Source organism: Microbispora siamensis, from assembly GCF_016863095.1.
In the GTDB taxonomy this organism is placed as follows: domain Bacteria; phylum Actinomycetota; class Actinomycetes; order Streptosporangiales; family Streptosporangiaceae; genus Microbispora; species Microbispora siamensis.
On sequence record NZ_BOOF01000013.1, the window covers coordinates 96490 to 109623 of the forward strand.

Consider the following 13134-nt stretch of genomic DNA (forward strand, 5'->3'; position numbering starts at 1 on the left):
ACCCATGTGGCCAGGCACGAACATCGGGTGGTGAACGCGCCACCGTTCGGAATCGGGGGCGGGCGGGTGCGGAGGCCGGCGTAAGACCGTGCCAGGTACCACCGCGCCCGCGATGGCCGCTCCCGAGGCTCACCGGACCGCAACTATCACGGCCGGCCGGAGCACCCGCCCGCCCCCGCTCGTCACGCTTGACCAGAAGCGATCAGTCAGCCCGCCCCTGATCGTCAGGGCTGCTTGAGCGCCCAGAGATCACGCCGGCCTCAATGCGCACATCGTCACAAAGGAAACGCCCCGCGCACAAACGCGCGCGGGGCGCCCTGAGTTCTCGGCCGAAGCCTCAGCTCAGCGTGAGGTCCTTGATCCGGACGTCGCCGGTGAAGACCAGGTACACGTCCTTCACGCCGTTCGCGCCGGACACGGGTGCGGTCGCGGTGGCCCAGGTGTAGATCCCGCCGGTCGCGGCGACCGGGATCGTGGCCACCTTCGCGCCGGTCGGCGAGCCGAGGCGAACCTCGACGGTCCCGCCGCCCGTGGAGGCCACGCCGGCCGTCACCGTGCGGGGCTTGCGGAGCTGGACGTCCTTGAACGCGATCCAGCCGCCGTTCGCGCCCGCCACCGCGTCGCCGCGCACCTTGGTCTCGTCGACCAGGTGGATGCCTGAGTAGTCGTCGAAGTCGACCGCCCGGGTGGTCTTCGACAGGTCGCGGTGCGGGATGTTCTCACCCGTGACGTTGATCGTCGCCCGCTGGCGGATGTTCGCCGAGGACGACCCCACGAGCACGTCGTGGGTCGCGTTCTCGACGGTCCACTTGTTCCGCGTGACGTCCCAGAGCGCGAGGTCGCTCTTCTTGACGTTGAAGGCGACCGTCCTGGTCTGCCCCGGCGCCAGCGTCACCCGCTGGAACGCGCGAAGCTGCTTGACCGGCTGCTTCACCCGCGAGCGCTGCTGGTGGGTGTAGAGCTGCACGACCTCGTCCCCGGCCCGCGAGCCGGTGTTGGTCACCTTCACCGAGACCTCGTACGCGTCGCCCTTCTGCACCGCCTTCAGACCCTGGTAGGAGAACGACGTGTACGACAGGCCGTATCCGAACGGGTAGAGCGGCTTGCCCTGGTAGTACAGGTAGGTCCGGTTCTTCTTGACGATGTCGTAGTCGAGGATGCCCGGCAGCTCGTCGGCCGACCGGTACCACGTCTGCGTGAGCCGCCCGGCCGGGTTGACGTCGCCGTACAGCACGTCGGCGAGGGCGTGCCCGGTCTCGGCGCCCGCGTGGGTGGTCCACAGGATGGCCGGGACGTTGTCCTGCTCCCAGTTGATCGTGGTCGGGTAGCTGTTCTCCAGCACCACCACCGTGTTCGGGTTGGCCGCCTTCACGGCCTTGACCAGCGCCTCCTGGCCCTCGGCGAGGTTCATGTCGGTGCGGTCGTGGTCCTCGCGGCCGTTGATGAACGGCATGCTGCCGACCACGACGACCGCCACGTCGGCGTCCTTCGCCTTGGCGACGGCGTCGTCCACGCCGCTGGAGACGACCTCCTTGGCGTAGTGCGTGGCCTGGTCGGCCGTGGTGAGGCTGAGCGTGCCGTCGGCCGCCGCCTTGACGTACTTGTTCGGCCCGAACCAGTCGTAGGCCGTCTCGTAGCCGGCGTACCGCAGCAGGGAGGTTCCGTCGGCCTGCGGCTCCAGCGTGAACTGCTCCTGCACGAACCAGCCGGACGGCTGGTCGGCGGTGTTGGCCAGCGTGGACCAGTTGGCCCGGCTGACGTACTTGCCGTTGGCCACGCTGCGCAGCGTCAGCACGCCCTGACCCCAGTCGAACGCGTCGAACTGCTCGGTGGCGCCGGCCGAGGTGGCGCTCTCCCTGAGGTCGCCGCCGGCCGCGGGCGCGCTGATGTACTTCCCGGTGGCGACGTCCTTGAGCGCGATGCGGTCGACGCCCTCGGAGGAGGCCACCGACGCCGCCCGCTCCTTGATCCCGTCGAGCGGGGTCACCTTGTACGGCAGGCTGCCCGAATACCAGTCGGTGTAGAGCACGTCGGCCAGCGGGCCGACCACGGCGACCTTCTTGCCGGGCTTCAGCGGCAGCGCGCCGCCGGAGTTCTTCAGCAGCACCATCGCCTTGGCCGCGGTCTCGCGGGCCAGCTTCTGGTTCGCCGGGCTGTTGACCACGTCCTTGGTGATCTTCGCGTACGGCCCGCCGTCGGGGTCGAACTCACCGAGCCGGAACCGGATGCTGAGCTGGTGCCGCACGGCGTCGTCCACGTCCGCCTGCGTGAGCAGCCCCTTCGACAGCGCCTCCTTGACGGCCTTCACCGTCGGAGCGCCGTTGGTGTCGTCCACGGTGAAGCTGTCGAGCCCCGCCTTGATCAGCGCGGCGTCGGCCTCGGCCTGGGTGGCGTAGTACTTCTCGGAGTTGACGAGGTTGTTCGGCGCGCCGGCGTCGGTGACGTTGAACAGCGTCCGGCCGGTCCACGAGCGGACCACGTCGTCCAGGTCGGGGTTGACGGTGTTCGGCCGGCCGTTGACGAGGTTGTACGACGCCATCACACCGGTCGCCGCGTCGGCCTCGATGGCGGGCTTGAAGGCCGCCTCGTCGTACTCGTGCTTCACCCGGGGCGGCAGCTCCGACGAGGAGGTGTCGCGGGTGACCTCGTTGTTGTTGGCCAGGTAGTGCTTCAGCGTGGGCGCCGTCTTCAGGTGGTCGGGGTCGTCGCCCTCCAGGCCCGAGCCGTACGCGGTGGAGATGGCGCCGGTCAGCGCCGGGTCCTCCGAGTAGCCCTCCTCGTTGCGTCCCCAGCGGGGGTCGCGCAGCAGGTTGACCACGGGCGCCCAGAGGTTGAGCCCCCACACGGTGGGGTTCTCGGCGTGGTAGCCGCGGGCCTCGTCGCCGACGGCGGAACCGACCCGCTTGATCAGGGCCGGGTCCCAGGTGCTGGCCAGGCCCACCGCCTGGGGGAAGACGGTGCCCTTGGCGGTGACCACGGCGCCGTTGTTGGTGTAGTCGGTCGACCAGGCCACGCCGTGCAGCGCCTCGGTGCCGGTCTTGAACATCTTGATGCCGAGACGGTCGATCGCGGGGGCGTACTGGTGCAGCATCGCGACCTTCTCGTCCAGCGTGAGCCGGCCGAGCAGGTCGTCGACGCGCTGGGCGAGCGGCAGCGACGGGTTCCGGAACGGATAGTCGTCGGCCGCCCTCGCGGGGCCGGCGCCCAGGCTCAGTGCCAGAGCCAGGGCGGCCGACGCGGACAGCATCGCCGAACGGCGATGGGACATTGCGCCTCCAGGTCAGGTAGTGACGCGTTACTTGGGGGGTGTTACTTGATGGCGCCGACCGTGATGCCACGGGTCAGCGTGCGCTGGAAGATCAGGAAGAAGGCCACGGCGGGGATGATGCCGAGCAGCGCGGACGCGCTGGACATGGTGGCGTCCATCATCTTCTCGCCCTGCAGGACGCCCAGGGCGACCGGCACGGTCTGGTTGTCGTTGGAGATAAGGAACACCATCGGCAGGAAGAACTCGTTCCACGTCCAGATGAAGAAGAAGATGAGCAGCACCGAAAGGGTCGGGCGGCTGATGGGCACGACGATGCCCCACAGCATCCGCCACCTGCTCGCGCCGTCGAGTTCGGCCGCCTCCAGGATCCCTCGGGGGAACTGCCCGAGCACCGACGAGAGCAGGTAGGTCCCGAAGGCCGCCTGGATCACCGTGAAGATCAGGATGACGGCGAGCTTCGAGTCGTACAGCCCCACCTCCTTGGACAGGTAGTAGAGCGGATAGACCAGCGCCTCCTGCGGCAGCGTGTTGGCGACCAGGAACAGCACGAGGATCCACAGCCGGCCGCGGACCTTGCCGATGCCCAGCGCGTACGCGTTGAGCACCGACAGCACCACCGCGGCGACCGCGACGACACCGCTGATCAGGAGGCTGTTCCAGAGCTTCAGGCCGAAGTCGACGCGATCCCAGAAGGCGACGATCCCGTCGAGGTAGAACCCGTGCGGCAGGCTCAGCGGGCCGCCCGAGGAGTACTCGGCCGGGGACTTGAACGCGTTGAGCGTGACGATGACGAAGGGGAAGAGCATCACGACCGCGAGCACGACCAGCGCCGCGAGCACGGCCCACCGTCCCGGCTGGCGGAAGGTGCGATCGGCGTTCACGAGCCACTCTCCTGGTCACGCTCCTGCACCCGCAGGAAGAGGAAGGTCACCACGACGATGATCAGGGCGAGCACGGTCGCGATCGCCGAGCCGTACCCGACGTTGACCTTCTGGAAGAAGTTCAGATAGGAGAAGTACGACGGCACCATGGTCGCGGAGCCGGGTCCTCCCCTGGTGAGCACGAAGATCGGCCCGAACACCTTGAGCGCCGCGATCGTGCAGGTCAGCAGCACCACGAAGATCTCCGGCCGGATCTGCGGGATCGTGATGTGCCAGAACCTGCGCCACCACGAGGCGCCGTCGATCTCGGCCGCCTCGTACAGCGAGGGATCGACCCGCTGGAGCCCGGCCATGAAGATGACGACCGGGTAGCCGAGCTGGAACCACACCATGATCGCCATGACCGTCGCCAGCGCGATGTCCGGGTCGCCCAGCCAGTTGACCTTGAGCCCGAAGATCTGGTTCACCGCGCCGTACGACGGGTGGAGCATCCAGCCCCAGACCACGCCGGCCACCGCGACGGGCAGCACCTGCGGCAGGTAGAACGCCGCACGCAGGGCCGAGGCCGTACGCCCGCCGAACCGCTTGGCGATGTAGTCGAACAGCGCGGCGGCGAGCACCAAGCCGATGATCGTCGGCACCACGGCCATCGCGATGATCAGTGCGACGTTGTGCTCGAAGGACGCCCAGAAACGCTCGTCCTTGAACAGCTTCGTGTAGTTGTCGAGCCCGATCCAGGTGGGGGTGCCGACGCCGGACCAGCGGGTGAAGCTCGTCGCCACGTTCATCAGGAACGGGACGACGATGATCGCGAGGAACAGCACCAGGCTCGGAACCAGGTAGAGCCAGTAGCCGCCCCTCCCGCGCGGGCGGGCCGCGCCCGCGCGGGCCGCCGGATTCACCCGCCGGGAGGATCGCTTCCCTGATACCGTCTCCGCGTGCCCGTAAGGGGCATCGGTCAGGGCTTGGCCGTCGCCCACTCCGGTTGCCGCAGCCGGGGATAGCGAGAAGCCGTCCTCGCCAGGGGACGGAGGAGTCACGTGTGCAGACCTTTCCAGAAGGAAGGGGTCCGGCGGCGGAGACCGGTCAGGCAGCCCCGCCGCCGGGGTCGGAGGGAAAGGCGGGTCCCCATGCCGGGAGACCCGCCCCCGGCCTAGTTGCCGATGTCGGCCAGGTTGTCGTTGTACGGCTGGGCGATCTCGTCCAGGACCTCTTCGGGCTTCTTGCTGCCGTTGATCAGCTCCTGGACGCCGGCGACGAGCACGTCGTAGTAGCCGGGCGCCGGCCAGTCAGGGTAGAAGGCCAGGCCGTCCTGCGTCGAGAGCTTGTTGAAGTTCTCGATCAGCTCCTTGTTCTGCGCGTCGGTGATCGCCGACGGGTCGGCCGCGACCGGGACACCGCCCGAGTTGCCGAGCAGGTTCTGGATCTCCTTCTTCATCGTGATGTCGATGAAGTCGTAGGCGAGGTCCTTGTTCTTGGACTTCTCGGGGACGACCCACAGGTTGCCGCTGGAGCCCGGGGCGAACTGGCCGGGCCACAGGAACGAGCCCCACTTGAAGTCCTTGATCTCCTCCGCCAGGCGGCCGAACCACCAGCTGCCCGACACCATGATCGGGAACTTGCCGCCGATGAACGCCACGCCCATGTCCTCGGCCTTCATACCGGCCGAGTCCTTGCTGATGTAGCCCTTCTTCACCCAGTCGGAGAAGGTCTGGGCCGCGTAGGTGAACTCCGGACCGTGGAAGTCGACCTTGCCCTTGTAGAGCTCGAAGGAGTCGATCCAGGCGCGGTTGGCCTTGTTCAGCGCGAGCAGGTAGAACAGCTGCTGGGCGGGGTACTCGGCGCCCGCCATCGCGATCGGGGTGGTGCCCTTCTTCGCGAACGCGTCGAGCGCGGCGGTGAACTCGTCGAACGTGGTGGGCACCTTGACGCCCGCCTTCTCGAACATGTCCTTGTTGTAGTAGACCATCACGTACTCGCCGTAGTTCGGCACGCCGAACCACTTGCCCGAGCCCATGATGCCCCGCTCGTCGTACTTCGCGGTGGTCTGCAGCGACGGGCTGAGCAGCTTGTCCCAGCCGCGCTTGGTCGCCTGCTCCGACAGGTCGGTGAGCAGGCCCTGCTTGGACAGCTGACCGGCCGTCGCGTTGCCCTTGTTGTACTCCATGATGTCGGGCGCCTCGTCGGAGTTGAGGACCATGGACGCCGTCTTCTGGATCTGCTCGAAGCCCTTCTCCTCGAACTTCACCTTGACGCCGGGGTGGCTCGCCTCGAACTCCTTCATCGCCTGGGCCCAGGCGGTGCCCATGGCGCTGTTGCCGGTCTCGTAGTGCCAGAGGGTGAGGGTCTTGCTCTCGGCGGAGCCGCCGCTGCCGCTATTGGAATCGTCAGAGGATCCACCGCACGCGCTGAGCGCCAGCGCGGCCGCGGCCAGTGCCGCCACCGCCGCGCTCCTGCCTACTCTGAACATGGTCTTTCTCCAGGGGGTTTTGTCTAGTTGATGACGACCGGGGCGCCGGGGCCGACGAACTCGACGCCGTCGATCTGCTTGCGGCCCTCGGCGGTGACGACCAGCCTGTCGCCGTCCCGCACCGCCGTGACCGTCGTGTCCCCGTCCAGGTCCCTGATCGTCGTACGGCTCTCGCGCTCCGGCAGGCCGAAGGCGAGCAGCGAGACCCGGGGGTCGTCGGCCACCGTGTCGCCCGGCTCGGTGACCGGGATCAGCGAGCCGTGCCGTACGAACAGGGGGATCTGGTCGAGCGGCGGCGACACCGTGACGTAACGCCCGCCGTCGACGGCCTCACCCGTCCAGTAGTCCACCCACACCCCCGAGGGCAGGTAGACCTTCCGGGTGCCGTCGGCGGAGGTCATCGGGGCGACGAGCAGGTCGGTGCCGAGAAGGTACTCCAGGTCCGCCTGCCAGGCCACCGGGTCGTCCGGGTAGTCGACGCACAGCGCGCGCAGCATCGGCGCGCCCGTCTCGGCCGCGGTGACGGCCGCCGAATAGATGTACGGCATGAGCCGGTAGCGCAGCCGCAGGGCCTCGATGGCGGCCTGCTCGGCGTGCGGCGGGAACTCCCAGGGCTCCCGGGTGGTCGTGCCGTGGAACCGTACGAGCGGGGACAGCGCGGCGAACTGCGACCAGCGGATGTAGAGGTCCGGGCTGGGCGTGCCGGTGAAGCCGCCCGCGTCGTGGCTCCAGAAGGGAATGCCGGACAGGCCGTGCGACAGCCCACCCCTGATCGTGCTGCCCATCGCGGAGTAGGTGGTGTCGACGTCGCCGCTCCACTGGGCCGAGTGGCGCTGGCCGCCGAGGTAGGACGAGCGGGCCCAGACCAGGCCGTGCCCGTTCACCTCGCGGGTCACCTCCGCGACGATGTCGTTGAACAGCAGCGTGTAGACGTTGTGCAACTCGGTGCCGGTCATGCCGTTGAAGGCCACGGCGTCGGCCGGGACGCCCTCGGCGAAGTCGGTCTTGAACGCCGCCACGCCCTCGCGCAGGCGGTCGCGCAACAGGCCCTTGAACCACTCCACCGCCTCGGGGTTGGTGAAGTCGACGATGCCGCAGGCCGGGTAGGAGCCGTGCCAGGTGTCGGCGACGTACGTCTCGCCGTCGGGCCGCCTGAGGAAGTAGCCCTTCTCCGCCGCCTCCGGGAAGGCCGGGCTGAGGTGCGAGATGTAGGAGTTCATCCAAAGGCAGACCTTGAAGCCCTGCTCCTTCAGCGTCGCGAGCATGCCCGCCGGGTCGGGGAACGTCTCGGGGTCCCACTGGAGGTCGGACCAGTGCCCGTCCGCCTGCCAGTAGCAGTCGAGGTGGAGCACGTCGCAGGGGATCCCGCGCTCCCTGATCTTCCTGGCGCGCTCCAGCACGCGCTCCTGGCTGTCCCTGAAGAAGCCCGAGGAGATCCAGGTGCCGAACGCCCACTTCGGCGGCAGCTCCGGCCGGGAGGTCAGCCCGTCGAACCGGTCGAGGATCTCGGCCGGGGCCGGTCCCGCGATCACGTAGTAGTCGATGAGGTCGTCGGGCACGATGATCTGCACGGCGCTGTGGGTCGACTGGCACATGTCGAACTCGACCGGCGTGCCGCTGTCGACGCAGATGCCGTATCCCCTGCTGGACAGGTAGAAGGGCACGTTCTTGTACGCGCGCTGCGACTCGGCGCCGAACGCGTCGAAGTTCCACATGAGCGGGCGCTGGCCGCGCTTGTCGAGCGGCGTGAACGACTCGCCGAAGCCGCCGAACGCCTCGTCTGCCGGGGCCACGAACGTGTCGTGGTAGGCCACGGGGGCGCCGTCCACGCTGGAGCGGCCGAACGGCAGCGTACGCAGCCGGCCGCTGATGTCGGGGTGGCCCGGGTCCTGCTCCACCAGCGTCCGGCCGGCCCGGTCCGTGAAGCGCAGGTTCCAGGGGTTCAGCCGCACCTCGGCCCGCAGCGACCCGGCGTCGACCACCACCCGGCTGTGGCTCGCCTCGACGACGGCCTCGCCGTACTCGCCGGGGGTGACCAACGAGATCGCGCGGGAGGATCGGGTGCGCGCGTCGGGCTCCTCCGACAGGCGCACCCGGATCACCCCCTCACCCGCGACCGTGATCTGCACGACGAGCGTCTCCTCGGCCGAGGTGGAGCCCTTGAGCGTCACACCCTGCCCGTCGGAGGCCACCACCTCCGCGCTGGTCAGCGCGGACAGGCCCTCCTCGCCCGGCTCGCGCACCGGAAGCTCTGGAGGATCCGCCACGAAGAACTCGCGCGCGATCAATGGGGGACGGTACGGCATTGCGGCACTCCATCGGCTCATCCAGCGATTGTGGAGTTAGTTTGCCGTCCATCCCAACAAAGGTCAATGGGTCGGGGCGGCTCCGGATTTGTCCAAGTTATTCCCGTATGTGTCTACTTGGGGTAATGTGACCGCAATCCCCCGTCTAGGTAGGTGACATGGACAGGTTCGTGCACGTGATGCCACTCGACGACGTGATCGACCACGAGGGCAGCCCCGAGTGTGTCTGCGGCCCCGGCGGCCAGCCCGTCACCGCCACCGACCTCGGCGAGCCGGTCCCGCCCGGAGAGGGCGAGACCGTCATCCTCGGCTGGCCCCAGCCCGCCGTCGGCGTCATCTACCAGCACCACCCGCTCAGCCCCTGCCGCCAATGGGAGGCCATCCCCGAGCCCTGAGCCGATCCGCGCCCCTTAATAGCCGCCAATTACCGTCACTTTCCCGAACTCACCGCAATTGACTGACGACAGTCAGTAACGTCGCGGCCATGCCAGGCTTCGATCACGAGATGCCGCTCGAGCTCATCCGCAACCGGCCGGAGACCGCACTGGAATTGCTGCGTCGCGCGCCGGGGGTCGACATCCCGCCCCACGCCGCTGCCCGCGTGTGACGGTCAAGCGTCTGGAGGAGATGGTGACCACCATTCAGGACTTCGAATACCTCGGCGAGAAGTACTTCTCCCACTGGCTGGCCAAAGGCGAGGTGAAAGGCGAGATCAAATCGATTTTTTCTGTGCTGGAGGCCCGAGGCCTGAAGATCTCCGACGACGCCCGCGAGCGCATCTGCCAGTGCGATGACCCGAACCAGCTGGACGCCTGGGTTCGCAGGGCCGTCACCGTGACCTCGGTCGACGAGCTGTTCGATTGAAGGCGGCCCGGCCTGTGTGCCGGGGCGGGCCGCCCCGGAGAAGTCACGCGGGGCGGCCCGGGTGTCAGTTCGTCAGGGGGTCCACCTGACGTTCGGGTTGAGGTGGCCGGTCCAGTTGAAGACGGCCATGTTGTCCCACTGGTCGCCGGTGCCGTTGATGTTCGCCGGGTCCCAGCCGTTGCCGGGCACCGCGTACCAGGTCGGCTCCCAGTAGAAGACGCCGATGGCGCCCGCGTTGCGCGCCGTGTTCTGCACCGCCGTGAACTCGGCTCCCTGTCCCTGCCAGGTGAGGCCGTACCCCGAGCATCCCGACGTCACGGAGTTGCCCTCCCCGTCGGCGTTGTCGGGAGTGAACGGGTAGGCCGTCTCGGCGACGACGACCGGCTTGCCGTAGCGGGACCGCACGTCCGCGATCACGTTGTACAGGTTGGCCAGCGTGCCGTGCCACATGCAGTAGTACGACAGTCCGGTGATGTCCCAGGACACGCCCTTGGCCCTGATGCCGTCGTAGAACCAGCGGGCGTTGGCGTCGCTGTCCGCGTCCGCGGTATGGATGATCACCTGGGTGCCGGAGTTGCACGCCTTGGTCGCGTTGTAGCCGGCCTTGAGCAGCAGGCTCAGGTTCGTGAAGTCGTTGTTGACGACCTTGCCGTCGTTCCACAGCATGCCGACGTTGATCTCGTTGCCGATCTGCACGCTGTCGGGAGTGGTCCCCTGTGCCTTGAGGCTGGAGCACACGTCGTAGGTGTAGTTGTAGACGTCGGTCTGGAGCTGGCCGATGCCGTGGCTCGCCCAGGCGGCGGGCTTGTACTGCTTGCCGGGATCCGCCCAGGTGTCCGAGTAGTGGAAGTCGACCAGCAGCTTCAGCCCCTTGGCCTTCACCGTCTTGGCGTACTGCAGGACCTTGGCCTTGTTGTTGTAGCCGCTGACGGGGTTGTTCCAGATCCGCAGCCGGACGTAGTTGACGCCGATGCCCTTGAGGATGTCCAGCGGGTCCTTCTGGGTGCCGCTCGCGTCGTAGTACTTCGCGCCCAGGTCGAGGGAGCGCTGCACGGAGGAGACGTCGGCGCCGAGCATGGTCAGTGTGGTGGCGGCGTGTGCCGGTTGTGCGGCGGGGAGCACCGCGGCGGCGCACAGGACGAGCGCCGCGAGGAGTCTCTTCATGGGTCCTCCGGTCGAGGAGAGGATGGGTGGACGCCCCCGAACCCCCGCCGTCACGAGGTCAGGTCGTCACGGCGAGGGAGCTTCACTACTTGGCGCGGCGCCGGGAGTGCTCATGTGCGGACGACCACGACGCCTCCGGCGGGCACCGTCGCCGAACCGTCGTACGCGGCGCCGTCGAGCACGCCCGTGCCGGTCACCCCGGTCACGGTCGCCGGCTCGTCGGCATGGTTGATGAGGAACACGTGGTCGCCCCTCCGTACGAGTTCCAGCGTGTCGGGCAGGCCGCGCGGCCGGGACACGCCCGCGTGGTCGAGCACCCGGGCCACGAGCCCACGCAGGGCGGACTCGGCGTCCAGGGCGGTGGACACGTACCATGCGCTGCCTGCGCCCAGGTCGTGCCGGGTGACGGCGGGATGCCCGGCGTCCGGCCCGTCGGCGAACTCGTGCACGGCCCGCGCCCCCGCGAGCCGTACGCGTTCGGACCAGATCCGGCCGGTCGCGGACGAGGGCCGCAACACGATCGTCTCGTGCTCGCGGAGCGGGTGGAACTCCTCGACGGTCACACCGAGCACCTCGCGCAGCGCCCCGGGGTACGGCCCCGGGTGGATGGTGTCGTTCTCGTCCACGATGCCGGAGAAGTACGACACGAGCAGGTGCCCGCCCGCCTCCACGTAGCGGTGCAGGTTCTTCGCCGGCGCCTCGCCGAGCAGGTAGGAACTGGGCGCGACGACCAGCCGGTACGGCGACAGGTCGGCCGACGGGTGGACGAAGTCGACGGTGACGTGCTCGCGCCACAGCGCCTCGTAGTAGGCCTCGATCCGTTCCCGGAAGCGCAGGTCGGCCGAGGGCCGCCACTCGAATTCGAGCGCCCAGTAGGACTCCCAGTCCCACACCACGGCGACCTCGGCCGTCACCCGCGCGCCCCTGACCCCGGCGAGCCTGCGCAGGTCCGCGCCGAGCGCGACCACGTCGCGCCAGACCTGAGAGTCGGCGCCGGCGTGCGGCACCATCGCCGAGTGGAACTTCTCCGCGCCGTATCGGGAGGCGCGCCACTGGAAGAACATCGCCGAATCGGAGCCGCGCGCCACATGGGCGAGGGTGTTGCGGCGCATCTCCCCCGGCCGTTTGGCGAGGTTGCGCGGCTGCCAGTTGACCGCGCCCGTCGAGTGCTCCATCAGCATCCAGGGACGCCCCCCGGCCACCGATCTGGTCAGGTCGGCGGCCATGGCGAGCTCGATGTGCGGGTCGGCCCGGCCCGAGTCGAGATAGTGGTCGTTGGCGACCACGTCGACCTCCGCCGCCCAGCGCCAGTAGTCCATGGGCTTGCAGTTGGGGATCATGAAGTTGGTCGTGACGGGCAGGTCGCTGAACCGCCGGATCGTGTCACGCTCCCTGCGGAAGCAGGCGATGTGCGCGTCGACCGAGAACCGCATGAAGTCGAGCTGGAGCCCGGTGAGCAGGCCGACCGGCGCGGTGACGGGCGGCTCGACCTCCTCGAACGAGCCGTAGGTCAGGCCCCAGAAGGTGGTGCCCCAGGCGGCGTTGAGCGCGCCCACGTCTCCGTACCTGTCCCGCAGCCACGCGCGGAACGCCTCGGCCGAGGTCGGGCAGTAGCAGTGGGCGTTGGCCCAGCCGTACTCGTTGTGCACGTGCCACATCGCCAAGGCGGGGTGGCCGGCGTACCGCGCGGCGAGGGCGGCGACGACCCGCTCGGACGCCGCGGCGTAGTCGGGTGAGCTGGGGCAGAAGCTGTGCCGGGAGCCGCCGCCGAGCACGTGGCCCTCCCGGTCCACCAGCCGGCTGCCGGGGTAGCGGCGGCGGAACCACGTGGGCGGAGACGAGGTGGGGGTGGCGAGGTCGGCGTACACCCCGGCCGAGTGCAGCAGGTCGAGGATCCGGTCGAGCCGGGAGAAGTCGTACTCGCCCTCCTGCGGCTCGATCAGTCCCCAGTTGAAGACCCCGACGGTGACCAGGTTCACCCCGGCCTCGCGCATCAGGCGGACGTCCTCCCGCCACACCTCCTCCGGCCACTGCTCGGGGTTGTAGTCCCCGCCGTAGGCGAGGCCCTCGGGCAGGACGGGATATCCGGGCACGTCTCCCCCTCGATTCTGCTTCTGTGAACGTGCACAGTAGCGCAGAACCGTCCCCCCGAGAAGGATCTACCGATCCGTGCTGATCAGC

Annotated in this window: 10 protein-coding genes; 3 read left to right on the forward strand and 7 right to left on the reverse strand. The window is 68.7% G+C overall.

What is annotated here, in order from left to right:
- Nucleotides 1-337: 337 nt before the first annotated feature.
- The 5 genes from Msi02_RS14130 to Msi02_RS14150 form a co-directional block, all read right to left on the reverse strand.
- A complete protein-coding gene (locus tag Msi02_RS14130) occupies nt 338-3268 on the reverse strand; it encodes a glycoside hydrolase family 3 protein (RefSeq protein ID WP_239108398.1) in 2931 nt (976 codons plus the stop codon).
- A gap of 41 nt (nt 3269-3309) precedes the next feature.
- Nucleotides 3310-4149: a carbohydrate ABC transporter permease gene (locus Msi02_RS14135; protein WP_239108399.1), complete on the reverse strand. Its 840-nt coding sequence runs from the start codon at nt 4147-4149 to the stop codon at nt 3310-3312.
- Complete coding sequence (locus tag Msi02_RS14140) at nt 4146-5051, reverse strand: carbohydrate ABC transporter permease (RefSeq protein ID WP_204048787.1); 906 nt, start codon at nt 5049-5051, stop codon at nt 4146-4148. The genes Msi02_RS14135 and Msi02_RS14140 overlap by 4 nt, the downstream gene beginning before the upstream one ends.
- Before the next feature lie 251 nt (nt 5052-5302).
- Nucleotides 5303-6619: an ABC transporter substrate-binding protein gene (locus Msi02_RS14145; protein WP_204048788.1), complete on the reverse strand. Its 1317-nt coding sequence runs from the start codon at nt 6617-6619 to the stop codon at nt 5303-5305.
- A gap of 23 nt (nt 6620-6642) precedes the next feature.
- Nucleotides 6643-8925, reverse strand: a complete 2283-nt coding sequence (locus tag Msi02_RS14150; RefSeq protein ID WP_204048789.1) for a TIM-barrel domain-containing protein — start codon at nt 8923-8925, stop codon at nt 6643-6645.
- A 158-nt stretch (nt 8926-9083) separates the two neighbouring features.
- Between Msi02_RS14150 and Msi02_RS14155 the strand changes: the two genes are divergently transcribed.
- The 3 genes from Msi02_RS14155 to Msi02_RS14160 all read left to right on the forward strand — a co-directional run bounded on the left by Msi02_RS14155 (nt 9084) and on the right by Msi02_RS14160 (nt 9789).
- Nucleotides 9084-9320, forward strand: a complete 237-nt coding sequence (locus Msi02_RS14155; protein ID WP_204048790.1) for a hypothetical protein — start codon at nt 9084-9086, stop codon at nt 9318-9320.
- Between the two features lie 89 nt (nt 9321-9409).
- A complete protein-coding gene (locus Msi02_RS43970) occupies nt 9410-9532 on the forward strand; it encodes a hypothetical protein (protein ID WP_256863313.1) in 123 nt (40 codons plus the stop codon).
- Entirely contained in the window at nt 9529-9789 is a 261-nt protein-coding gene (locus tag Msi02_RS14160; RefSeq protein ID WP_204048791.1) for a hypothetical protein, read from the forward strand. Before Msi02_RS43970 ends, Msi02_RS14160 begins: the two co-directional genes overlap by 4 nt.
- 72 nt (nt 9790-9861) lie before the next feature.
- Here the strand turns inward: Msi02_RS14160 and Msi02_RS14165 are convergent, their stop codons facing one another.
- Nucleotides 9862-10953: a glycoside hydrolase family 53 protein gene (locus Msi02_RS14165; protein ID WP_204048792.1), complete on the reverse strand. Its 1092-nt coding sequence runs from the start codon at nt 10951-10953 to the stop codon at nt 9862-9864.
- Between the two features lie 110 nt (nt 10954-11063).
- A complete protein-coding gene (locus Msi02_RS14170) occupies nt 11064-13046 on the reverse strand; it encodes a beta-galactosidase (RefSeq protein WP_239108400.1) in 1983 nt (660 codons plus the stop codon).
- Nucleotides 13047-13134: the final 88 nt, after the last annotated feature.

Bases quoted from the DNA above. Each gene is read 5' to 3' on its own strand.
- Msi02_RS14130 (WP_239108398.1), bottom strand. From the start codon at position 3,268: ATGTCCCATCGCCGTTCGGCGATGCTGTCCGCGTCGGCCGCCCTGGCT.
- Msi02_RS14145 (WP_204048788.1), bottom strand. From the start codon at position 6,619: ATGTTCAGAGTAGGCAGGAGCGCGGCGGTGGCGGCACTGGCCGCGGCC.
- Msi02_RS14150 (WP_204048789.1), bottom strand. From the start codon at position 8,925: ATGCCGTACCGTCCCCCATTGATCGCGCGCGAGTTCTTCGTGGCGGAT.
- Msi02_RS14155 (WP_204048790.1), top strand. From the start codon at position 9,084: ATGGACAGGTTCGTGCACGTGATGCCACTCGACGACGTGATCGACCAC.
- Msi02_RS43970 (WP_256863313.1), top strand. From the start codon at position 9,410: ATGCCAGGCTTCGATCACGAGATGCCGCTCGAGCTCATCCGCAACCGG.
- Msi02_RS14165 (WP_204048792.1), bottom strand. From the start codon at position 10,953: ATGAAGAGACTCCTCGCGGCGCTCGTCCTGTGCGCCGCCGCGGTGCTC.